The following is a 21,944-nucleotide window of genomic DNA, read 5'->3' as shown; positions in this document are numbered from 1 at the left end:
GCTGCTGCCGCGCCGTACCATGGCCCAGTGACTTCGACGGTGGAACCAGACGTGACGCCCGCGGCGGCGCCGCTGCCGTCGCAGCGCACTTATGAGGTCCGCACCTACGGCTGTCAGATGAACGTCCATGATTCCGAGCGCCTGGCGGGTCTGCTCGAGGCGGCCGGCTACCGGCGAGCGGACGACGGTGACGATGCCGACGTGGTGGTGTTCAACACCTGCGCGGTGCGCGAGAACGCCGACAACAAGCTCTACGGAAACATCAGCCACCTGGCCCCGCGCAAGCGGAGCAACCCCGACTTCCAGATCGCCGTCGGCGGATGCCTGGCTCAGAAGGACCGCGACGCCGTATTGGGCAAGGCGCCGTGGGTCGATGTCGTCTTCGGGACCCACAACATCGGGTCGCTGCCGACGCTGCTGGAGCGGGCCCGGCACAACCAGATCGCCCAGGTTGAAATCGCCGAGGCGCTGCAGGAGTTTCCGTCGGCGCTACCGGCCGCCCGCGAATCCGCTTATGCCGCTTGGGTTTCGATCTCGGTGGGCTGCAACAACAGCTGCACGTTCTGCATCGTCCCGTCGCTGCGCGGCAAAGAAGTGGACCGCAGCCCCGACGACATCCTGGCCGAGGTGCGCTCGCTGGTCGCCGATGGCGTGCTGGAAATCACGCTGCTGGGCCAGAACGTCAACGCCTACGGGGTGTCGTTCGCCGACCCGCAACTATCGCGCAACCGCGGCGCCTTCGCCGAACTGCTGACCGAATGCGGCCGCGTCGACGGCCTGGAGCGGGTGCGGTTCACCTCGCCGCATCCGGCCGAGTTCACCGACGACGTCATCGAAGCGATGGCCCGGACGCCGAACGTCTGCCCGGCGCTGCACATGCCGCTGCAGTCGGGGTCGGACCGGATGCTGCGCGCGATGCGGCGGTCTTACCGCGCCGAGCGTTACCTCGGCATCATCGACCGGGTACGCGCGGCCATGCCGCACGCCGCGATCACCACCGACCTGATCGTCGGTTTCCCCGGCGAAACCGAAGAGGACTTCGCCGCGACGCTCGATGTGGTCCGGCAGGCCCGCTTCGCCAACGCCTTCACCTTCCAGTACTCGAAGCGTCCGGGTACCCCCGCGGCCGAGCTCGACAATCAGGTGCCGAAAGCCGTTGTGCAGGAACGCTATGACCGGCTGATCGCGCTGCAGGACCAGATCGCGCTGGAAGAAAACCGTAACCAGATCGGCCGGACCGTCGAATTACTGGTGGCTACCGGAGAAGGCCGCAAGGACAGCAGCACCGCGCGGATGAGCGGGCGCGCGCGCGACGGGCGGCTGGTGCATTTCACGCCCGGCCAGCAGCCGGTGCGCCCGGGTGACGTCGTCACCACGACGATCACCCGCGCCGCGCCGCATCACCTCATCGCCGACGGCGACGTCCTGAACTACCGACGTACTCGCGCGGGTGATGCCCACGCCGCCGGCCGGCGTCCCAGCGGTGTCGGCCTGGGCATGCCCGCGATCGGACAGCCCGTCGCCGCGCCCGAACCGCTCGGGTGCGCGCGATGAGCGGGGGAGAGTTCGACGCGTTCCGCGACGACATCGAGGCAGCCGAGCGTCGTATCGCCCGCGAAATCGAGCCGGGCACAAGGGCTTTGGTGGTCGCGATCCTGGTGTTCGTGCTCATCGGGTCGTTCGTCCTACCGCACACCGGTGATGTGCGCGGCTGGGACGTGCTGTTCTCCACGCATGGCGCGGGTAAGGCGGCGATAGCGCTGCCGTCGCGCGTATTCAGTTGGCTCGCCTTGGTTTTCGGGGTCGGATTCTCGATGCTTGCGTTGCTGACCCGGCGCTGGTCGCTGGCCTGGGTGGCGCTGGCGGGTTCGGCGGTGGCCAGCGCCGCTGGACTGCTGGCGATCTGGTCGCGGCAGACAGTGGCATCCGGGCATCCAGGTCCCGGCATCGGGCTGATCGTGGCCTGGATTGCGATCCTGTTGCTGACGTTCCACTGGGCGCGAGTGGTGTGGTCGCGCACGATCGTGCAGCTCGCCGCCGAGCAACAGCGCCGTCAATCCGCGGCGCAGAGCCAGGCCCGGACCTTGCTGGAAACCCTCGACGACCCGCAGCCGCCCACACCCAACGGCAAGACCGACTCGAGCTAGCGCCGGCGAGTCAGCGCGTCGGCCGCCGCGTCGGCCCACTGCCGCCATTGGTCGGCGTTGGCCTTGGCTTCCGCGGCTTCCTTACTGCGGCCTGCCGATTCGGCCTTTTGCGCTTGACGTTCGTACTGCTCGGCGCGCTCGCGGAACTGGTCGGCGCGGGCCTGCGCCTCCGGGTCCGGTCCGGACGGCTCGGCGGCGTCGCGCACCTTCTTCTCGACCGCCCGCAGGCGCCGCTCGAGATCCGCCGATTTCTCCCGTGGCACCTTGCCGATCGCGTCCCACTTGTCGCCGATGGCCCGCAGCGCGGCCGAGGCCGCCTTGGGGTTGCTGGTGTCGATCTTCTCCGCCTCTAACAGCAGCGCCTCTTTCGCGGTCGCGTTCGCATTGAATTCGGCGTCGCGCTCGGCGGTCGCGGCGTTGCGGGCCTTGAAGAAGGTGTCCTGCGCTCCCTTGAATCGGGCCCACAGCGCGTCGTCGACGTCGCGGGCGGCGCGCCCGGCGGCCTTCCACTCGACGAGTAGCTTGCGGAATTCGGCGCTGGTGGCGCCCCAATCCGTCGAGTCGACAAGCGCTTCGGCCTTGACGCAGAGCTTCTCCTTGGCCTCGCGGGCCCCGGCCCGGTCACGGTCCAACTCGGCGAAATGCGAGCCGCGCCGCCTGTTGAACGTCTCCCGCGCCGCCGAATAGCGCTTCCACAACGCGTCATCGGTCTTGCGGTCCAGCCCGGTGATCGTCTTCCATTCGTCGAGAATCGCGCGCAGCCGGTCGCCCGCGACCTTCCATTGCGTCGAGGTGTTGGCCAACTCTTCGGCCTCGGCGGCCAGGGCATCCTTGCGCGCGGTCTGGGCCGCGCGATGCTCGTCGCGGCGGGTGCGGTCGGCCGCGGCGGCCTCGCTGGCGTGGTCGGCTATCGCGGTGAGCCGGATGGCGAGCGCGTCGATGTCGCCCAGGACGTTGGCGCTGGGCAATGTCTCGGCCAGCGCCGCTGCCGTGGCCTTGATCTTGCGCGCATCGCCGGTGCCGGCGGTCAGGCGCTCTTCGAGCAGCGTGATCTCGGTGCTCAGGTCGTCGAATCGCCGCCCGAAGTGGGCGAACGCGGCTTCGGTGTCGCCGGCCTGCCAGGAACCGACGACACGCTCGCCGGCCGCCGTGATCAGCCACACCGTTCCGTCGTCGTCGACACGGCCGAATTTGTGCGGATCGCTGGTCGGCACCGACAGAACCGGGTGTGCGGGGGGACGTGGAGTCGGCTTGGGACCTGGCCGGGGTCCCGGCCGTGGGATGGGCCGGGATTCAGTGGGTTGCTCGTCAGGCGTCATAGCTGCCGTTACCTACCCTCCGTGCGGTTTTTGACCGCACACCTGCCGCGCATAGCGGCGCCGTCGACACGGGGCACGCACTGGAGTGCCCCATCAGTATTGAAGCAGCTTGTCGTGCGAAGCGTCCCGAGTTGGCCGCTCAGTGCCTGTTGGTTAGCTGAAATTTGGTGCGCGACGACGGTGTGAGCGCGGACGAGTCGCGGACCCCCTTAGGCTGGTTCACGGGAACTGGGGATGAATGGGTGGTGAACGATGTCAAAAGTGGACGTGGCGGCGCTGATCGCGTTGTGCGCCGCTCTGGCATCCGCGATCGGCGACGTGATCCGCCAGCGTTCGGCGCAGGAGGTCACCGATAAAGAGGTCGGCCACCTCGAGTTGTTCTGGCTGTCGGTACGAGACCTGCGGTGGTGGCTGGGCGGCATGGGCGCCGTCGCCAACTACAGCCTGCAGGCCGCTGCGCTCGCCTTGGGATCGGTGCTGTTGGTGACGGCATTGCAGGTGACCTCGCTGCTGTTCGCCTTGCCGATCTACGCGCGCCTGGCCTACCACCGGGTGACGCGCTGGGAGTGGACCTGGGCGGCGCTGCTGGCCGGCTCGCTGGCGGTGCTGGTGACAGTCGGCGACCCGGCCGACGGGTCTGCGCGCGGTTCGGTCGGCAGTTGGGCGGCGGTGGCCACGGTGATGGGTCCGCTCCTGGTGTTGTGCGTTTTGGGCGCGCGGATCTGGGCCAGGACGACGGTTGCGCCGGTGTTACTGGCGGTGGTGGCCGGGTCGTCGCTGGCGCTGTTCGCGGTGCTGACCAAAGGTGCGGTCGGTGCGGCGTCCGGTGGGTTCGGGGCATTTCTGCGCGCACCGGAGTCCTATTGCCTGCTGCCGGCCGCGCTGGTGGGAATGATCTTTCAGCAGTCGGCATTTCGGGCCGGCGCGCTGACCGCGTCGCTGCCGACCGTGACGGTCGCCAAGCCGGTGGTCGCCTCCGTGCTTGGTGTGCTGGTGCTCAGCGAGACGTTGAATGCCAGTGGCCCAAGGGTATTGACGCTGGTTGCCGCCGCGGCGCTGGTGCTCATGTCGACCATCGCGCTGGCTCGCGGTGAAGCGGCCACAATGGCGGCAGGACCCGGGCAGGACGTCGTCGTGCCTGCGAAAGCGCCGTCGAATCGGTAGCTGCGACGCGCGCCGACGAGCCTTTCACAGCGGACGTCAGTACCGTGGCGTGGAACGAAGAGTGCGAGGAGGTTAGGGCGTGCCGAAGGCAGAGCTCGCGGGACTGCTCGCGCTGGCGGCCGCGTACGCATCGGCGCTCGGCAACGTGGCGCGGCAACGGTCCGCCCACGAAGTCACCGAGGGGCGAGTCGGCTACCTCGCGCTGTTCTTCATGTCGTGGCGCAACCGGGACTGGCGGCTCGGCGCCGTCGCGGCGATCGCGAATTACGGCTTGCAGGCCGCGGCACTGAGCCTCGGTTCGGTGATCCTGGTGACGGGGTTGCAGGTGACGGCGTTGCTGTTCGCGCTGCCGCTCTACGCCCGCATGACCGGATCCCCCGTGAGCCGGTGGGATTGGACGTGGGCGGCGATACTGGCCACCGCGCTGGCCGTCGTTGTCACCGTGGGTAACCCGGTGGCCGGGTATTCGCGGGCGCCGCTGCACACGTGGCTGGTGGTTCTCGCCATCGCCGGCCCGCTTGTTGCGCTGTGTCTGCTCGGCGCGCGGCTCTGGCCCGACGGGGCGATCGCCGCGGTGTTACTGGCCGCGATCTCCGGTGCGTCGTTGGCGTTGTTCGCGGTGCTGGTCAAGGGCGCGGTCGAGGCGGCCAAGGGCGGCATCGTCGCGGTGTTGTGCGCCCCTGAGCTCTACGCCTGCATCGGGGCCGCGGTTGCCGGGATGGTGTTCCAGCAGTCGGCGTATCGCGGCGGACCGTTGAACGTATCGATGCCGACGATGACGGTGGCCAAGCCAACGGTGGGTGCACTGCTGGGAGTGTTCGTGCTGGGGGAGACCGTGCATCCTGGCGACGAGACGGTGTTCGTCCTCGCGGTCGCGGTCACCGTGATGGTGATTGCCACCGCGGCGCTCGCCCGCGGCGAGGCCAAGACGGTCGAAGCGCACACCGACACATTCGCCGCTATCGGGTTGACCCGCTAGTTTGATGGCGTGCTGAGCGCCATCTCGATCATCCCGTCCGCGCCGGTGCTGGTTCCCGAGCTGGCCGGCGCGGCCGCCGCCGAGGTCGAGGAGTTGCGGTCGGCCATGATCGCCGCCGCGGCGGCGTTGCCGCGGCGGTGGATCGTCGTCGGCGTGGGCGCCGCGGACGACGTGATCGGCCTCGAGGCGGTCGGGACGTTCGCGGGTTACGGCGCCGACGTTGTGGTGCGGCTGTCGCCGCAGGCCAGCGGTCCGCCGGTGCCGATGCCGTTGTGTGCGCTGATCGGCGGTTGGATCAGGGATTTGGCTCAGCCCGATGCCGAGGCGCAGGTTCGGGTTTACGCCGACAGCCACGACACCGCGGGCGCGGTCGAGCTCGGCCGGCGGCTGCGCGGTGAGATCGATCGGTCGACGGAGCCGATCGGGGTGCTAGTGGTCGCCGACGGGGTGAACACGCTCACCCCGGCGGCGCCTGGCGGATACCGGCCCGACGACGCCGAGGTGCAGAGTGCCTTGGATGACGCGCTGGCCTGCGGCGACGTCGCCGCGCTGACGCGGCTGCCCGCCCACGTCGGGGGACGGGTCGCGTTCGAAGTGCTGGCCGGGCTGGCCGAGCCGGTGCCGCGGTCGGCCAAGGAGCTCTACCGTGCGGCGCCCTACGGCGTCGGATACTTCGCCGGCGTCTGGCAGCCGTGAGGCCGCTGGCCATCGTCGGGCCGACTGGAACCGGCAAATCGCAACTGGCCCTTGATGTTGCCGAGCGGCTCGGCGGGGAGATCGTCAACGCCGACGCGATGCAGTTCTACCGTGGCATGGACATCGGCACCGCGAAACTGCCCGTCGCGCAGCGCCGCGGCATCCCGCACCACCAGCTCGACGTCCTGGATGTCACCGCCACCGCGACCGTCGCGCGCTACCAGCGCGACGCCGCCGCCGACATCGAGGCGATCGCCGCCCGCGGCAATGTTCCGGTGGTGGTCGGCGGCTCGATGCTGTACATCCAGTCGCTGCTCGACGAGTGGTCATTCCCGGCGACCGAACCTGCGGTGCGCGCGAAATGGGAGCAGCGGCTGGCCGAGATCGGCGTCGGCGCTTTGCACGCCGAGCTCGCCGATCGCGATCCGGCCGCGGCGGCGTCGATCCTGTCGACCGACGGCCGGCGCATCGTGCGCGCTCTCGAGGTGGTGGAACTCACCGGTCAGCCGTTCGCCGCGTCGGCGCCCGTCATCGGAACGCCGCGTTGGGACACCGCGATCATTGGATTGGATTGCGAAACAAAGCTTCTCGACGAGCGGCTGGCTCAACGCACCGACACGATGTTCACCGACGGCCTGGTCGCGGAGGTGGTCGGTCTGCGCGACCGCGGGCTGCGCGACGGCGTCACCGCGTCACGAGCTCTGGGTTACGCGCAGGTCCTCGACGACCTCGATGCCGGCGGTAACGGCGATGCGGCCCGGGAGCCGACGTTCATCGGCACCCGCCGCTACGTCCGCCGACAGCGGTCCTGGTTCCGCCGCGACCACCGGATCAACTGGCTGGACGCCACCGCCGAGGGCAACGCCGATGCCGCGGTGACGGCGTGGCGGCACGTGTCCTAGCCGGGCGCGCCGGCATGGCCGGAGTTGCCGGTCGCGCCTTGGGTGCCGTTCGCGCCCGCCGTCCCATTGGTGCCGTGCTGCACGACGGTTCCGAGTCCGTTGGTTCCCGTGCCGCCCGTGCCGCCGGCGCCCCCCGATCCGCCGGCCCCGCCGGTACCGCCGGCCCCCGCTGTGCCGCCACTGCCGATGGCGCCGTTCGTGCCGTTGGTGGCGATGCCGGGTGCGCCGCCGGCCCCGCCGTCGCCACCCGTTCCGCCGATTCCGCCGTTCAGCCCGGCGCCGCCGGCCCCGCCGTTGCCGCCCGTTACCGTCCCGACGTTCAGCGGAATAGTTGCGTTGCCCCCCTTGCCGCCGGCCCCGCCGGCCGGGCCCACCGCACCGGTGCCGCCGGTGCCGCCGGTGCCGCCGGTACCGCCGTTGCCGCCGTTGCCCGAGATCGATCCGCCGGCCCCGCCAGCGCCGCCGGCACCGCCGTTGCCGCCCGTGCCTCCGGTAGCGCCGACGCCGGTTGCGCTACCGCCGTTGCCGCCGTTGCCGGCGCTTGCGGTGCCAACCCCCGCCACGGCCGAGGCATTGCCCCCGTTACCGCCCGTCCCACCGGCGGCGACGTCACCGTTGCCGCCGTTCCCGCCGGCCCCGCCCTGGGCCCCGGCGAGGCTTAGTGCACCGCCGCCACTTCCGCCGGTGCCGCCATTGCCCCCAGCCTGTCCGACGACAGTGCCGCTAGTGCCGTTACCCCCGGTGCCGGGCGGAGTGCAGACGACAAGGGTGCAGGATTGGTTGGCGCCGGTCCCGCCGTTGGCCGCCTGGCCGGCCGACGGATTGACGCCGGTGGTGCCGGTGGCCCCGTTGCCGCCGTTCCCGCCGTTGCCGCCGTTGCCCATGGTGCCGCCGTTGCCGCCGGCGCCGCCGTTGCCGCCGTTGGCGCCCAATGTTGTTGGGCTGTAACCGTTGCCGCCGTTCCCGCCATTGCCGACCGGGCCTGTCGGTGTGCTGCCGGTGCTGCCGGCACCGCCCGGCGTAGATCCGGTGCCGCCGCTGCCGCCCGAGCCCGGCGTGCCGACGTTGCCGCCGTTGCCGCCGTTGCCACCGGCCCCGAGGTTGCCGCCAGAACCTGCGACACCGATCGCACCGGCCGCGCCGTTGCCGCCATTGCCGGGCGTACCGGCCTGGCCGCCGGTGCCGCCGTTGCCGCCGATGCCGGTGGCGCCAGTCGTGCTGTTCGCGCCGGTTCCTCCACCACCTCCGTTGCCGCCGGTGCCGCCGGCGCCGCCGTTGCCGCCACCACCGCCGTTGCCGCCCACGCCATTGCTGACGTTCGACACACCGGTCGAGCCGGCCGCGCCGGTGCCACCGGTGCCGCCCGTGCCGCCTTGGCCGCCGGCTCCGCCATTGCCCGCGACGGTGCCCGAACCGCCGGTGCCGCCGTTGCCGCCGGCGCCGCCGTTGGCACCGTTGCCACCGGTCGCGCCGGGCGTGGCACCGGTGGTGCCGGTGTAGCCGGTGCCGCCTTTACCGCCCGCACCGCCGTTGCCGCCGTTACCTTGGCTGCCGTTGGCGGCTTGGCCGCCGATGCCGGTGCCGCCCTGTCCGCCGGCTCCACCAGCGCCTCCGTTTCCGCCGTTGCCGCCGGTGTAACCGGTCGGGTGGGAAAGGGTGCCGGTGGCGCCGGTGGTGCCGACCGCGCCGTTACCGCCGTTGCCGCCGGCGCCGCCTTGGCCGCCGGCGCCCTGCTGACCGGCGACGGCGCCGGAACCGCCCGCACCGCCGTTGCCGCCGTTGCCGCCCGCGTAGCCGGTCTGCCCGCTGGAGCCCGCGACGGTGGCGTTGGCGCCGCTGTACCCGACGCCACCGGCTCCGCCCTGACCACCGGCTCCGCCGTTGCCCTGGGCGCCGCTGGCGGCTTGGCCAATGCCGCTGTGGCCGCCGACCCCGCCCAAACCTCCGTTGCCGCCTGCGCCGCCGTTGCCGCCGTTGTAGCCGGTCGGGTGGGCCAGCGTGCCGTTCGCGCCGAGGGCGCCGGCCGCACCTGTGCCGCCGTTGCCGCCGTTGCCGCCGGTGCCGCCGTACCCGATCAACGAGGAACCATCGCCTCCAGCCCCGCCGTTGCCGCCGACGGAGCCCGTGTAGCCGACACCGCCAGCGCCGCCGTTGGCGCCGTTACCGAAAGCGCCTATGTTCGTGATGTTTTCGCCGGTGCTCCCGCCGTTGCCGCCGTTACCGGCGGCCACACCGAGGCCGCCCGCACCGCCGGTGCCGCCGAGGCCGCCGTTGCCCAGAATGCCGCCGCCGTCGCCGCCGTTGCCACCGTCGGCGCCCAGCCCGCCGGCACCACCCTCGCCGCCGTTACCGATGCCCACCCCGGCATCCCCGCCGTTACCACCGGCCACACCCGCCACGGTGCTTGTCCAGCCGGCGCCGCCGTCGCCGGCGAGCAGCCCGCCGTCGCCGCCGGTTGGGTCGGCCTCCGTTCCGGGGGCACCGTCGCAAATCAGGCCACAAAAAGCGGTGGGCGTGATGTCCAGGCCGTACTGCTGAAAGAATTGGGTCACTATCTGTTGACCCTCTGGGCTACTGATGAAGTACGCGTAAAGCGCATTGGCTTGCGCGTCGACGAACTGGCCGACCGAACTGTTGATCCAATATTCGAGGAAATAGTGCACCGGCTGATAGAAGCCCTGTTGGAAGGCCGCAGCTAGTTCGGGAGTATCGGGTGTCCCGTCGCTGGTAAAGCCAAGACCGGCCAGCAGACCGGCGAGATCGAACGTGCCCGCGGGCTCGGCGGCCGCCGCGACCGGGGCCGGGTCGGTGGCCGCCGCGAGGGTCCCGAAGTCGAGGGCGGCGGAGGGATCTGGGGCCGCCGCGAGGGAGCCGACATCAAGAGCTGCCGTGATCGAGGCGGGGTCGAGGGCTGCTGCGACCGCGCTGGGGTCGAAGGCCGTCGCGAACGCCCCGGGGTCGAAGAGGTTGATGATCAGATCTTCAAAGTCGGCCTTGGCCAGCGGCGCAGTTGCGAACGGGCTCACGGCGGCGGCGACAAGCGCACCGGCGGTCGTGGACAGGCCGGCGGCCGCACAGCGGCGGACCTTACGGTTGCGCGCGCGAGTTCTCCGCTTCGCGTGTCGACCTGCCATCCGCCCCCTATCTACTCGCGATCGATGCGTAAACAGGCGAGTGCAGCTTCGCCAAAGTTACTCGACGTATGTTCAATACAAAACAGCTACGCGGAACTTTTCGGTATTTTTGCCAATGCCGGGTGGCGTTCACGCTGGTCACTGGGCCGGCGGTGGATCGAGAACTTCCACGGCTAATCAACCAGCCGCGGTGCGACCCCTCTGGGCGAGTTCGGAGGGGACGACTCCTCGGCACGTATCCTGAGCGGGTGATCTTCGCCAAAGGCCATGGCACGCAGAACGATTTCGTCGTGCTGCGTGACCTCGACGCCGCGCTGGCGCTGACGCCGGGCGTGGTGTCGGCGTTGTGTGACCGGTGCCGTGGCCTGGGAGCCGATGGCGTATTGCGCGTCACGACCGCCGGGGCCGCACTGGCGGCGGGCGTGTTCGAGCGGATCCCCGACGGCGTCGACGCCGGCGACTGGTACATGGACTACCGCAACGCCGACGGGTCGATCGCCCAGATGTGTGGCAACGGCGTGCGGGTGTTCGCGCACTTCCTGCGGGCCGATGGGTTGGAAACCCGTGACGAGTTCGTCGTGGGGTCCTTGGCCGGCCCGCGACCGGTCGTGATGCACCACGTCGACGCCACCAACGCCGATGTCCGGGTCGACATGGGCAAGGCCAACCGGCTCGGGCCGGGTCAGGCCGTGGTCGGTGGGCGGACGTTCAACGGGCTTGCGGTCGATGTGGGCAACCCGCACCTGGCGTGCGTCGACTCCGCGCTGACGCCGCAGACGCTGGCGGAGTTGGACGTCGCGGCGCCGGTCAGTTTCGACCCCGGCCAATTCCCCGACGGGGTCAACGTGGAGATTCTCACCGCCCCGGTCGACGGCGCGCTGAGCATGCGGGTGCACGAGCGAGGGGTAGGCGAAACCCGTTCCTGCGGAACGGGAACCGTTGCCGCGGCGGTCGCCGCGCTGTCGCATGGCGGCGCTACCACCGGCACGTTGACGGTTCGGGTGCCGGGCGGCGATGTCGTCGTCACTATCACCGAGGCCACCAGCTACCTGCGTGGGCCGTCGGTGTTGGTGGCTCACGGCGAACTCAGCGAGGAATGGTGGCAGCGCGCTCTCCGTTAAATCGGATGCGTGCGGTCGCCTCGACGGGCAGCATGTGACATTGCCTATGACATATCCCGATATTCCTGAAACCCCGAGCACGGGTGACCTCGCGCTCGACGACCGCGCGGCGCTGCGCCGTGTGGCCGGCCTGTCCACCGAACTCACCGACATCTCCGAGGTCGAGTACCGCCAGCTTCGCCTGGAGCGGGTGGTGCTGGTCGGGGTGTGGACCGAGGGCAGTGCCGCCGACGCAGACGCCAGCCTCGCCGAGTTGGCCGCGCTCGCCGAGACCGCCGGCTCGCAGGTGCTCGAGGGGATGGTCCAGCGGCGTAGCAAGCCGGACCCGTCGACCTATATCGGCTCGGGTAAGGCCGGTGAGTTGCGCGACGTGGTGTCGGCGACGGGCGCCGACACTGTGATTTGCGACGGTGAACTGTCGCCCGCACAGCTGACCGCGCTGGAGAAGGCTGTCAAGGTCAAGGTCATCGATCGCACGGCCCTGATTTTGGACATCTTCGCGCAGCACGCTACCAGCCGCGAGGGTAAGGCTCAGGTGTCGCTGGCGCAGATGGAGTACATGCTGCCGCGCCTGCGTGGTTGGGGTGAGTCGATGTCGCGGCAGGCGGGTGGTCGAGCCGGCGGTAGCGGCGGCGGTGTGGGCCTGCGTGGTCCCGGTGAAACCAAGATCGAGACCGACCGCCGGCGCATCCGCGAGCGAATGTCCAAGCTGCGCCGCGACATTCGTGACATGAAGAAGATTCGCGACACCCAGCGTAGCCGCCGGGTGCACAGCGAGATGCCGTCGATCGCGATCGTCGGCTACACCAACGCCGGCAAGTCGAGTCTGCTGAACGCGCTGACCGGCGCCGGGGTGCTGGTGCAGGATGCTTTGTTCGCCACCCTCGAACCCACCACTCGCCGTGGACAATTCGACGACGGCAGGGCATTCGTCATCAGTGACACGGTCGGTTTCGTGCGGCATCTGCCGACGCAGTTGGTGGAGGCCTTCCGCTCGACGCTGGAGGAAGTCGTCGATGCCGATCTGCTGGTGCACGTCGTCGACGGCTCAGATGTCAACCCGCTGGCGCAGATCAGCGCGGTACGCCAGGTGGTGTCGGAGGTGTTCGCCGACCACCACAGCGGACCGGCGCCGGAGCTGATCGTGGTCAACAAGATCGACACGGCAACCGATTTGGGCCTGGCCAAGCTGCGGCGTGCACTGCCCGGAGCGGTGTTCGTCTCGGCCGCGACGGGGGAGGGTGTTGACGCCCTGCGCAGACGGATGGCGGAGCTGGCCGCGCCGACCGACACTGCGGTCGACGTGGTAATCCCTTACGACCGTGGCGATTTGGTGTCGCGCGTGCACGCCGACGGCCGGGTGCAGCAGACCGAGCACATCGGTGACGGGACGCGGATCAAGGCGCGGGTGCCGGTGGCGCTGGCCGCGAGTCTGCGGCCGTTTTCGGTGAACGGGTCCGATCAGGCTTGAGCGTTCTCAGGTCGGTTGGCTCTCAGATTCACCGCACAAACAGAAAGCGCCGGAGCCCCCGGCTCCGGCGCTTCTGTTCCCCCGCGTGTTAGAGCAGACCTCCGCCGAGCAGCGCGGTGATGTCGGTGATCACGGCGCTGAAGTCGGTGGTGAGGTTGGTGCCCAGGTCGCTGAAGCTGTTGCTCAGGTCGGTGAGTAGCGTGCCGATCTCGCCGAGGGCGCTGGTGTCACCCGCGAGCGAGGCCAGGTAGCCCTCGAAATCGCTTGCCGCGAGGGCGTAGTCCGCGTTGGCGATCGACGTCAGATCCGTGTCGAAGGCCGAGGTGCCCAGGGCGCTTGTGAGGTCCGCGAGAGTTACGCCGGAGCTGGCAGGGATCGGCACGAAATCGCTGCTGAAGACGCTGAGCAGCTCGGTCTGCGAGGCGAGCGTACTGACCCCTAGTGCCTGGTTCAGCTGATCTTCGCCGACGAGTCCGTTCAGGAACAGCGCCTCGAAGCCACGGCTCTCCGCGCCATTGAAGACCCCGCTGAAGATCGGGTTGGCGCCGGTTGCGTCAAGCAGGGTGGTCGCCTCGCTGGTGCCTAATGTCGTCGACAGGGCACTGAACAGTTGCTCTTCGGCTCCGGTGGGCCCTAGGACGTCGTTCCAGAAAGCGTTGTCCAAAACGCCTTCGTCGAGCAGGAGCGTTGCACCGGCATCCACCAGCGCGACGTCGTGGTGCTGGGTCGGCACGCCGAGCGCCTGCGTGGAGCCGTGGTATGGCAGTGACCCAAAGAGTCCAGCCGCGGTCAGCGCACCTGCTGCGATGATCGTTCGTCTGGTTGCAGCTTTCATGATTTCCCTTCCCCTGCACTGATGCGGGCTGACGGCGCGATTGCGACTGGAGTCGTCGCGAGCACCAATGCGACACCGCAGCCTCTGATGAACCCCTTGCTGCTGTGCCGACCGGCCATAGACCGTCCTCCCCTAAGGACTCCTGAGATTTCTCAGGTGGATTTAAGTTACCGCTTAAGATTTGCACGAGTAAAGAAAATTGCCGGCAAACTTTTGGACTTTTTTCAATAGCGTATTGATGCTGGTTGAACCGTTTTTTGGGAGTTCGAGACCGCTAAAAGGGCTGCTTTCCAAAACTCGGAAAACAAGGCGGCATTTCAGAAATTCGTGATCCGATTTGTCAGATTAAAAGGCCAATTCGTAGACGTCTTCGGCGGACGCTGCCAACAGCTGGCGCGCCAGCTGAATGTTCAGCTGGTCGAGGTGCGCCTCATCGGAGGCGTCACGCTCGGGCTTGGCGGTCAGCTCGAAAAATTCGTCGGTGATGAAGCCAGGGCGCATCAGCAGCGTCGCGGTGCGGCCTTTGACGGTGACCTGAAAAGCGAAGCCCTGCAATATGCGCCCCCGGTCCGGTCGAACCAAGCCTGGATCGACGGTGTACCGGCCATCGGTTACCGCGCGAGTGACGGCCTCGATCCCGTCGCGGATCCCGGGTTCGTCGAACGCGGCGCGAACAATGATCGCTCGACGTTGCGGCGGGTGATTGGGTGACAGGGCGGCGAACGCTCGCTGCAGCACCTTGAGTGCGCTCGCCACGCCGGCCCGCGAAAACGGCCCGGCATAACAGAGCATGTCGGTGTAAGAAAACTCGAGCAGCTGCCCAAGCTCTTGCACCAGGATCGTCTCGTCCATCTCGCTGACTTTAAGCGGCGGCCGGCCAACCAACCATCTGGTTGGTATATCTTGGGTGGCAGTGTTCCCAAGTCGCCGGAGGTCATCTCATGAGTAGCGCCGTCAAGTACCAGCGCACGCTGTTCGAGCCCGAGCACGATCTGTTCCGCGAGTCGTATCGGTCATTCCTCGAACGCCACGTCGCGCCGTATCACGACGAATGGGAAAAGCAGAAGATCGTCGACCGGGGCGTCTGGCTGGAGGCCGGCAAGCAGGGCTTTCTGGGAATGTCGATACCTGAGGAGTACGGGGGTGGCGGCAACTCGGACTTCCGCTACAACACGATCATCACCGAGGAAACCACCTACGGTCGCTACAGCGGCATCGGGTTTGGTCTGCACAACGACATCGTGGCGCCCTACCTGCTGAGCTTGGCCAACGAGGAGCAGAAGCAGCGCTGGCTACCGAAGTTCTGCACCGGCGAAATGATCACCGCGATCGCGATGACCGAACCGGGCACCGGCAGCGATTTGCAGGGGATCAAGACCCGCGCCGTCAAAAAGGGCGATCACTACGTCCTCAACGGTTCAAAGACGTTCATCACCAACGGTATTAACTCCGACCTGGTTATCGTGGTGGCTCAGACCGATCCCGACAAAGGCGCGCAAGGCTTTTCGCTGCTGGCCGTCGAGCGCGGCATGAAGGGATTCGAGCGCGGCCGGCACCTGGACAAGATCGGCCTGGACGCGCAGGACACCGCCGAGCTGTCCTTCACCGACGTCGAGGTGCCGGTCGAGAATCTGCTCGGAAACGAGGGCCAAGGCTTCATCTACCTGATGCAAAACCTTCCGCAAGAGCGGATTTCGATCGCGATCATGGCCGCGGCCGCCATGGAGCAGGTATTGGAGCAGACGCTGCAATACACCAAGGAGCGCAAGGCTTTTGGTAAGCCCATCGGCAGTTTCCAGAACAGCCGATTTCTGCTCGCCGAATTGGCTACCGAGGCCACCATCGTGCGAATCATGGTCGACGAGTTCGTCGCGCTGCACCTCGAGGAGAAACTCACCGCCGAGCAGGCCGCGATGGCTAAGTGGTACGCCACCGAGAAGCAGGTATACCTGATCGACCGCTGCCTGCAGCTGCACGGCGGCTACGGTTTCATGCGCGAATATCCGGTCGCGCGAGCGTATCTCGATGCACGGGTGCAAACCATCTACGGTGGCACCACCGAGATCATGAAGGAAATCATCGGCCGCAGCCTCGGCGTCTAGCTGCGAACACCTTCTCAGCGTCGATTCGTCGGCCAATCTCGCTGCCGCGTGCACGATGATATCGGCGGACCGTAATCTATTTGCCGAACGAGCAGAATGCGGCACAACCCGGCTTCCGCGGACGGCAATTCGGCATCGATGAGATGACCATTCCGTAGGGTCTGGAGTATGGCTTCCGATGCGTCGTCGCCCTCAGCAGAGTTGTGGCGACCCGCAGGGCGGTTGACATTGGGCCCAGATTCCGGACTGGGCGGCCGCGGGGAGGGCGGGATGACGAGGCAGCGACGGCGATCGGGCATCTTCATGCGCTCAGCGCGTGGCCTGGTGGCGCTGACGGCGGGACTCACATTCGTTGCGCTGCAGACGCCCATGGCGAAGGCGTCTCCAATCGGCGATGCCGACAACGCGATTACCGCGGCGTGGAAAGAGGCCGGCGGAGATACCTCGGACCTGGGTGCCAAGCAGGGTGATTGTTACGTCGCCGGTCAAGGGTTTGCTCAGGACTTTGTGCACGGCAAGATGTTTTTCACGCCCGCGACCGGCCCCAGGTCGATGACGGGAGCGATCCTCGAGAAGTACGAAGCTCTCGGTGGCCCGGCGGCTTCCGACCTGGGTTTTCCGACCGCCAACGAGGTGCGCGGCCTGGCCGGCCCCGATAGCCGCGTCAGCACTTTTTCGGCCGGCGACAAGCCGCTGATCTACTGGACCGCCGATCACGGCGCGTTCGTCGTGCGCGGTGCGATCAACGCCGCCTGGGACAAGCTGGGCAGTTCCAGCGGCCCGCTGGGAGTCCCGATCGGCGACGAGACCTACGACGGTGAGCTCGCGACCCAGGCGTTCAGCGGCGGCAAGGTGTCCTGGAACCGGCTGACCAAGGCTTTCAGCACGGTCCCGCCCAACCTGGCCGGCCAGCTCGTGGGGCTGCAGGTGCCCGTCGACCCGACCGCTGAGATCAACATGGCCTGGCGAGCGACCGGTGGCGCCGCCGGCGCGCTGGGCGCCAAGGAGGGCGACCAATATCCGATAGGCAGCAACGGGCTGGCCCAGAACTTCGCCGGCGGGAAGATTTTCTTCAGCACCGCCACCGGCGCCAATGCCGTCGAGACCGACATCTTGACCAAGTACGAGGCGCTCGGGGGGCCGGCCAAAAGCGACCTCGGCTTCCCGATTGCCAACGAGGCCGATGGTGGCCTGAAACCGGCCAGCAAGGTCAGCGCATTTTCTGCCGACGACAAGCCGGTGATCTTCTGGACGCCCGACCACGGTGCCTACGTGGTACGCGGGGCGATCAAAGCAGCATGGGACAAGCTCCTCGGCGCAACCGGCAAACTGGGCGCGCCGGTCGGCGATCAGACGGTCACCCAGGACGTGGTCACGCAGAAATTCTCCGGCGGTCAGATCGCCTGGAACAAGACCAAGAACACCTTCACCACGCAGCCGGCGAACTTGGCGTCGGCGCTGTCCGGTCTGGAGGTGCCGGGACAGAAGTCGCCGGCACATTCGGCGGCGCCCAACGCGGCCACGGGTTGGCTTACCGGGCACTGGTGGTGGTTGCTGACCGGTGCCGGCGCGCTGTTGCTGATCGTCCTTGTGGCACTGCTGGCCCGATGGTTGGGTCGGCGTCGTGCCGCCAGACGCGACGATAAACCAGGTGACCTCGGCGGGTCGGACGACTCCGGATACGCGCCCACCACCGAAGCGGTTTCGCAATGGTCGTCGCCGGCCGATTCTGACCTGGCGTCGTCAAGCTTGGCAGAGGACTATCGGCCGCCGCGCCCACGGACCGTGCGCCTGCCCAGCCAGCCGTCCAGTGCGTGGATGCCGCCGGATCACCAGAGCTTGGTCGACGAGCTGCTCGGCGATGACGAAACCGATTCGCATCCCGAGCTTTCCGAGTTCGACCACGACGCAGAGTTCAGTCGCGCCGCGGCGTTCGACCACGGCACCCACGTCGACCACGGAGGCGACGAGCACGGCACCGACGAGCACCTCGACGAGGATCCCGACGACGTCGACACGGACCCGACCGGGATCCCGGTCGCGGAGGAGCCCCGAGCCGGTCGGCACGCGGCGGCGGACGCCGACGACGATGACTCTCAAGTGACGGCAGCGGTGCCAATACCGCGAATTGCGTCCGGACAGTTGGCAATTCATCTTCCGATGGACGACCCGTACCAGGTGCCGGACGGCTACCCCGTCAAAGCCAACGCCAGCTCCGGTCTCTACTACATGCCCGACAGCGGCGTGTACGAGGACACCCCGGCCGAAATCTGGTTCGCCACTGAAGAAATGGCCAAGGCGAACGGGTTTCACAAGGCCGCCGGCTAGCCTGCGGCCGCGGCGCCGTCAGATCTTGCGGATGACCGTGACGACCTTGCCGAGCACGGCCGCATCGTTGCCCGGGATGGGATCGAAAGCCGGGTTGTGGGGCATCAGCCAGACTTGGCCACCGGTGCGTTTGAAGGTCTTGACGGTGGCTTCGCCGTCGATCATCGCCGCCACGATGTCGCCGTTGTCGGCGACGTTCTGCTGACGGACCACCACCCAGTCGCCGTCGCAGATCGCCGCATCGACCATCGACTCGCCGACCACCTTGAGCAGGAACAGCGCGCCTTCGCCGACGAGTTCGCGCGGCAGAGGAAAGACGTCTTCGACCGCTTCCTCGGCCAGGATCGGGCCACCGGCGGCAATCCGCCCCAGCACCGGCACGAACGTGGGCTCGGGCAACGCGTCCGAACCGGCGACGTCGGTGATCACCGACGGCTTCGCCACGTCGTCAGCCGAGCGGACGTCGACGGCGCGTGGACGGTTTGGGTCGCGGCGCAGGTAGCCCTTCTTCTCGAGCGTGCGCAGCTGATGGGCGACGGAGGACGTCGATGTCAGTCCGACGGCATCGCCGATCTCCCGAATGCTCGGGGGATATCCGCGGCTGGTGACCGACGCGCGGATGACGTCCAAGATGGTGCGTTGGCGTGGCGTCAGCGCTGAATCCGCCGATCGCGGGCCACGGTCAGAGTCGGCGTCCGGAGTATCGCTATCGCTCATATGGACGAATGTAGCGGCATTACGCCTGGATATCAAACATGTGTTCGAGGCATGTCGTGGTTTTTGGCCTGACCAGGGCTGGAAAATGTGTCAGTGGCCCGCCTTATCGTCATCAGCGTGTGCAACAGTTCGATCACATGTTCGGTTTTCGAACACATTATCGACTACTCTTCGAACAAGTGATCGACCACGAGATGACTGGAGGAACGCACATGACGCACATCGAGACGATCTCTCGGACACCGGCGACCCGGGTTCGCCCGGTCCAGGTACGTCCCGCCGGCCGCGGTGGCCAGCGCGGATCGAAACGCCCTCAGCCATCTAGGCCCAACACGGCGCCGCCGCGCTACCGCGGCACGGGTGTGCTGATGTCGAACGCCTTGCATCGGCCGCGCCCGATCACGCCCGCGACCACCGTCGCGCTCGCCATCGTCGCCGCCGGCATCACGGTGTGGCTGGGATTCGTGGCCCACTTCGGCGGGATGCTGCACAGCGGTCCCGAGAACGCCTCGGTGCAGATGCCCGACCGGCTCGCCGTGGTCCGGGTCGAGCCGGGGGAGTCGCTGCAGCATCTGGCGGCCCGGGTGGCGCCGGAGGCCCCGAGCGGTCAGGTCGCCGCCCGCATTCGCGAACTCAACCAGCTCGAGTCGTCTGCGGTGACCGCGGGCCAGACGCTGATCGCGCCGGTGGGCTGAACCGTTTACCAGCCGCAACACCCGATGATGCTAGGCCCGTGCCCTGAGGCACAGGTAGGCTCGTGGTGGTTCGGGATACCCCGAAGTCAGCGCGGCGAAGGAGCGGCCATGCACTGTCCGTTCTGTCGGCACCCGGACTCGCGAGTCGTTGACTCCCGTGAAACCGATGAGGGACAGGCGATCCGACGCCGCCGATCCTGTCCGGAGTGTGGCCGGCGATTCACCACAGTGGAAACCGCGGTACTCGCAGTCGTCAAGCGCAGCGGCGTGACCGAGCCGTTCAGCCGGGAGAAGGTGATGCGTGGGGTGCGGCGCGCATGTCAAGGCCGACAGGTTGACGACGATGCTCTGAGCCTGCTGGCGCAGCAGGTCGAAGACACCGTGCGAGCTGCCGGCTCGCCCGAAGTTCCCAGCAACGAGGTCGGCCTCGCGATCCTCGGCCCCCTTCGAGAACTCGACGAAGTGGCCTACCTCCGATTCGCGTCGGTGTACCGATCTTTTGAGTCTGCAGAGGATTTCGAGCGCGAGATCAAAGCGCTGCGTGCCCACCGGAAGGTGCCCGCGTCCGGTTCACTGTCGTAGGGTCAGGCCATGACGCAAGTCGTGCACACTCAGGTATGTGTTGCCGGTGGCGGCCCCGCGGGCATGGTGCACGCTCTTCTGTTGGCCCGCGCCGGGATCCGCGTCACGGTGTTGGAAAAGCACGGCGACTTTCTGCGTGATTTCCGCGGCGACACCGTACATCCGAGCACGCTGCGGGTCATGGACGAGTTGGGGCTGATCGACGAGTTTCTGCGTCTCCCGCACACCAAGGTCAAGCATCTCGCCTTCGACACCGATGGAACGCTGCGGACTTTCGGAAACTTCAGCGCACTGTCGCGGCTCGGGTTCAAACAGCCCTACATCGCGCTGATGCCGCAGTGGGATTTCCTCGACTTCCTCTGCGAAAAGGCAAGTGCCTACTCCGAATTCACGTTGATCCGTAACGCCGAGGTCACCGATCTGATCTTCGACGGGGATCGTGTCGCCGGCGTGCGTACGCCGGAGCTGGAGGTGCGTTCCACCCTCGTGATCGGCGCCGACGGGCGCAAGTCCGCGGTGCGCGCCGCGGCGGGACTCCAGATCGGCAGCGCGAACTCGCCGATGGACGTGTTGTGGTTCCGGTTGAACTGGCGCCCGGGCGATCCTGAGGAGCTCGTCGGGGTAGTCCGCAAGGGCTTGATGATGGCAATGATCTACCGGAGCGACTACTGGCAGATCGCCTACCTGATGCCCAAAGGCGAAAACCCGCGGGACGGGTCGCTGGACGCATTCAAAGAGCGCCTGGTCTCCGTCCAACCCAACTTGGCTCAGCACGTCCACGATCTGCATTCGTGGGACGACACCAGCCAACTCGACGTGCGGGTGGATCGACTGAAAACCTGGTGGCGCAAAGGGTTGCTGTGCATCGGCGATGCTGCGCACGCGATGTCGCCGGTCGGTGGGGTCGGCATCAACCTCGCGGTCGCGGATGCGGTTGGTGCGGCCAACATCCTGTGCCGCCCATTACGCGAAAACCGGTTGACCGACGCCGATCTCGCCAAGGTGCAGCGGCGGCGTGAGCTTCCGGCACGGATCATCCAGGCCGGTCAGGTGTTCATTCAAAACAACCTCATCGAGCCGAACTTGGCCGGCGACCTGTCGTCGGTCCGGGTTCCGAAGATCGTCGGGCGGGGACCGCTGCAGTTCATCCCGCCGATCCTCGTCGGCCGGGGCTTCCGACCCGAGCACGTCCGCACGCCGGACGTCCACGCGGTCTAGTTAGGCTGGCCCGATGGCGCCCGACCTGCATCCCAACCTACAAGCACTCGCGCCGCTGCTGGGCACCTGGCAGGGACGTGGATCCGGCGAGTACCCCACCATCGAACCGTTCGACTACCTCGAGGAAGTCACGTTTTCCCATGTGGGCAAACCGTTTCTGATCTACGCGCAAAAGACCAAGAGCGCGGTTGACGGGCTACCGATGCACGCCGAGACCGGCTACCTTCGCGTACCCCGACACAACGAAGTCGAACTCGTGCTGGCGCATCCGAGCGGCATCACCGAGATCGAGGTCGGCAGATATGTCGCCGACGGCACGACGGTCGAGCTGGAGATGACGACGAGCGATGTCGGGATGACCCCCACCGCCAAGGAAGTCACGTCTCTGGCGCGACGCTTCCGGCTCGCCGGCGACGAGCTGACGTACTCCGTGCAGATGGGTGCCGTCGGACAGCCACTGCTGCACCACCTTTCGGCAGCGCTGCATCGCAAAGACTGACGCGCCCTCGCGTCGGAGGTTACCCAAGGAGGCAC

At 67.7% G+C, this 21,944-nt stretch carries 19 protein-coding genes; 14 read left to right on the top strand and 5 right to left on the bottom strand.

Translation table 11 applies throughout. The features are described 5' to 3' along the window. Window positions 1-27 precede the first annotated feature (27 nt). Both miaB and A5658_RS06775 read left to right on the top strand, forming a co-directional pair. The gene (gene miaB, locus A5658_RS06780; protein ID WP_067332560.1) at window positions 28-1,554 is read left to right on the top strand and encodes a tRNA (N6-isopentenyl adenosine(37)-C2)-methylthiotransferase MiaB; all 1,527 of its coding nucleotides are present in this window, start codon (window positions 28-30) and stop codon (window positions 1,552-1,554) included. Next, complete coding sequence (locus A5658_RS06775; protein WP_067332786.1) at window positions 1,551-2,147, top strand: hypothetical protein; 597 nt, start codon at window positions 1,551-1,553, stop codon at window positions 2,145-2,147. Before miaB ends, A5658_RS06775 begins: the two co-directional genes overlap by 4 nt. Here the strand turns inward: A5658_RS06775 and A5658_RS06770 are convergent. After that, entirely contained in the window at window positions 2,144-3,466 is a 1,323-nt protein-coding gene (locus A5658_RS06770; RefSeq protein WP_067332556.1) for a DUF349 domain-containing protein, read from the bottom strand. The two genes, A5658_RS06775 and A5658_RS06770, sit on opposite strands and share 4 nt — an antisense overlap. A 252-nt stretch (window positions 3,467-3,718) precedes the next feature. Between A5658_RS06770 and A5658_RS06765 the strand changes: the two genes are divergently transcribed. The 4 genes from A5658_RS06765 (at window position 3,719) to miaA (ending at window position 7,207) form a co-directional block, all read left to right on the top strand. After that, window positions 3,719-4,630: a DMT family transporter gene (locus A5658_RS06765; protein WP_067332555.1), complete on the top strand. Its 912-nt coding sequence runs from the start codon at window positions 3,719-3,721 to the stop codon at window positions 4,628-4,630. A 79-nt stretch (window positions 4,631-4,709) separates the two neighbouring features. Next, window positions 4,710-5,609, top strand: a complete 900-nt coding sequence (locus tag A5658_RS06760) for a DMT family transporter (protein ID WP_067332554.1) — start codon at window positions 4,710-4,712, stop codon at window positions 5,607-5,609. Between the two features lie 9 nt (window positions 5,610-5,618). Beyond that, window positions 5,619-6,305, top strand: a complete 687-nt coding sequence (locus tag A5658_RS06755; RefSeq protein ID WP_067332552.1) for a hypothetical protein — start codon at window positions 5,619-5,621, stop codon at window positions 6,303-6,305. Continuing rightward, on the top strand, window positions 6,302-7,207 hold the full coding sequence (miaA, locus tag A5658_RS06750; RefSeq protein ID WP_067332550.1) for a tRNA (adenosine(37)-N6)-dimethylallyltransferase MiaA: 906 nt from the start codon (window positions 6,302-6,304) through the stop codon (window positions 7,205-7,207). Before A5658_RS06755 ends, miaA begins: the two co-directional genes overlap by 4 nt. On the opposite strand, the gene A5658_RS29175 is transcribed toward miaA, so the two are convergent. After that, window positions 7,204-10,341, bottom strand: a complete 3,138-nt coding sequence (locus A5658_RS29175; protein ID WP_067332548.1) for a PGRS repeat-containing protein — start codon at window positions 10,339-10,341, stop codon at window positions 7,204-7,206. The genes miaA and A5658_RS29175 overlap by 4 nt on opposite strands. Window positions 10,342-10,589: 248 nt before the next feature. On the opposite strand from A5658_RS29175, the gene dapF reads away from it, so the two are divergent. Both dapF and hflX read left to right on the top strand, forming a co-directional pair. Then, window positions 10,590-11,462: a diaminopimelate epimerase gene (dapF, locus tag A5658_RS06740; protein ID WP_067332546.1), complete on the top strand. Its 873-nt coding sequence runs from the start codon at window positions 10,590-10,592 to the stop codon at window positions 11,460-11,462. Between the two features lie 46 nt (window positions 11,463-11,508). After that, window positions 11,509-12,933 carry a GTPase HflX gene (hflX, locus tag A5658_RS06735; protein ID WP_067332544.1) on the top strand — a complete coding sequence of 475 codons (1,425 nt, stop codon included), beginning with the start codon at window positions 11,509-11,511 and terminating at the stop codon, window positions 12,931-12,933. A gap of 88 nt (window positions 12,934-13,021) precedes the next feature. Here the strand turns inward: hflX and A5658_RS06730 are convergent, their stop codons facing one another. Both A5658_RS06730 and A5658_RS06725 read right to left on the bottom strand, forming a co-directional pair. Further along, window positions 13,022-13,768 (bottom strand): hypothetical protein, encoded by a 747-nt coding sequence (locus A5658_RS06730; RefSeq protein ID WP_067332542.1) that lies wholly within the window; start codon window positions 13,766-13,768, stop codon window positions 13,022-13,024. Between the two features lie 345 nt (window positions 13,769-14,113). Continuing rightward, window positions 14,114-14,620: a hypothetical protein gene (locus A5658_RS06725; protein WP_067332540.1), complete on the bottom strand. Its 507-nt coding sequence runs from the start codon at window positions 14,618-14,620 to the stop codon at window positions 14,114-14,116. Window positions 14,621-14,709: 89 nt separating this feature from the next. Here A5658_RS06725 and A5658_RS06720 point away from each other — a divergent pair, with 89 nt between their 5' ends. Next, complete coding sequence (locus A5658_RS06720; protein WP_067332538.1) at window positions 14,710-15,870, top strand: acyl-CoA dehydrogenase family protein; 1,161 nt, start codon at window positions 14,710-14,712, stop codon at window positions 15,868-15,870. A gap of 303 nt (window positions 15,871-16,173) precedes the next feature. Next, on the top strand, window positions 16,174-18,198 hold the full coding sequence (locus A5658_RS06715; protein WP_156751309.1) for a hypothetical protein: 2,025 nt from the start codon (window positions 16,174-16,176) through the stop codon (window positions 18,196-18,198). An 18-nt stretch (window positions 18,199-18,216) separates the two neighbouring features. Here A5658_RS06715 and lexA read toward each other — a convergent pair whose 3' ends face one another. After that, window positions 18,217-18,915, bottom strand: coding sequence for a transcriptional repressor LexA (gene lexA, locus A5658_RS06710; RefSeq protein WP_067332534.1), 699 nt, complete (start codon window positions 18,913-18,915; stop codon window positions 18,217-18,219). Between the two features lie 212 nt (window positions 18,916-19,127). Between lexA and A5658_RS06705 the strand changes: the two genes are divergently transcribed. From A5658_RS06705 to A5658_RS06690, 4 genes are all read left to right on the top strand, one after another. Next, window positions 19,128-19,610 (top strand): LysM peptidoglycan-binding domain-containing protein, encoded by a 483-nt coding sequence (locus tag A5658_RS06705; protein ID WP_082993001.1) that lies wholly within the window; start codon window positions 19,128-19,130, stop codon window positions 19,608-19,610. A gap of 108 nt (window positions 19,611-19,718) precedes the next feature. Next, the gene (gene nrdR / locus A5658_RS06700; protein ID WP_067332532.1) at window positions 19,719-20,192 is read left to right on the top strand and encodes a transcriptional regulator NrdR; all 474 of its coding nucleotides are present in this window, start codon (window positions 19,719-19,721) and stop codon (window positions 20,190-20,192) included. 9 nt (window positions 20,193-20,201) lie between these two features. After that, window positions 20,202-21,410, top strand: coding sequence for an FAD-dependent oxidoreductase (locus tag A5658_RS06695; RefSeq protein WP_082992984.1), 1,209 nt, complete (start codon window positions 20,202-20,204; stop codon window positions 21,408-21,410). 13 nt (window positions 21,411-21,423) lie between these two features. Further along, a complete protein-coding gene (locus A5658_RS06690) occupies window positions 21,424-21,909 on the top strand; it encodes a peroxynitrite isomerase (protein ID WP_067332525.1) in 486 nt (161 codons plus the stop codon). The last annotated feature ends 35 nt before the right edge of the window (window positions 21,910-21,944 follow it).

The sequence above is a fragment of the Mycobacterium sp. 1245111.1 genome (genome assembly GCF_001673405.1).
Classification (GTDB): domain Bacteria; phylum Actinomycetota; class Actinomycetes; order Mycobacteriales; family Mycobacteriaceae; genus Mycobacterium.
Note: the sequence above shows the minus strand (reverse complement) of the source record. Positions and strands in the feature narration are given on the sequence as shown.

Bases quoted from the DNA above. Each gene is read 5' to 3' on its own strand.
- A5658_RS06715 (WP_156751309.1), top strand. From the start codon at position 16,174: ATGCGCTCAGCGCGTGGCCTGGTGGCGCTGACGGCGGGACTCACATTC.
- A5658_RS06690 (WP_067332525.1), top strand. From the start codon at position 21,424: ATGGCGCCCGACCTGCATCCCAACCTACAAGCACTCGCGCCGCTGCTG.
- A5658_RS06725 (WP_067332540.1), bottom strand. From the start codon at position 14,620: ATGGACGAGACGATCCTGGTGCAAGAGCTTGGGCAGCTGCTCGAGTTT.
- A5658_RS06770 (WP_067332556.1), bottom strand. From the start codon at position 3,466: ATGACGCCTGACGAGCAACCCACTGAATCCCGGCCCATCCCACGGCCG.
- A5658_RS06695 (WP_082992984.1), top strand. From the start codon at position 20,202: ATGACGCAAGTCGTGCACACTCAGGTATGTGTTGCCGGTGGCGGCCCC.
- A5658_RS06765 (WP_067332555.1), top strand. From the start codon at position 3,719: ATGTCAAAAGTGGACGTGGCGGCGCTGATCGCGTTGTGCGCCGCTCTG.
- hflX (WP_067332544.1), top strand. From the start codon at position 11,509: ATGACATATCCCGATATTCCTGAAACCCCGAGCACGGGTGACCTCGCG.
- nrdR (WP_067332532.1), top strand. From the start codon at position 19,719: ATGCACTGTCCGTTCTGTCGGCACCCGGACTCGCGAGTCGTTGACTCC.
- A5658_RS06775 (WP_067332786.1), top strand. From the start codon at position 1,551: ATGAGCGGGGGAGAGTTCGACGCGTTCCGCGACGACATCGAGGCAGCC.
- A5658_RS29175 (WP_067332548.1), bottom strand. From the start codon at position 10,341: ATGGCAGGTCGACACGCGAAGCGGAGAACTCGCGCGCGCAACCGTAAG.
- lexA (WP_067332534.1), bottom strand. From the start codon at position 18,915: ATGAGCGATAGCGATACTCCGGACGCCGACTCTGACCGTGGCCCGCGA.
- A5658_RS06730 (WP_067332542.1), bottom strand. From the start codon at position 13,768: ATGAAAGCTGCAACCAGACGAACGATCATCGCAGCAGGTGCGCTGACC.
- A5658_RS06720 (WP_067332538.1), top strand. From the start codon at position 14,710: ATGAGTAGCGCCGTCAAGTACCAGCGCACGCTGTTCGAGCCCGAGCAC.
- A5658_RS06705 (WP_082993001.1), top strand. From the start codon at position 19,128: ATGACGCACATCGAGACGATCTCTCGGACACCGGCGACCCGGGTTCGC.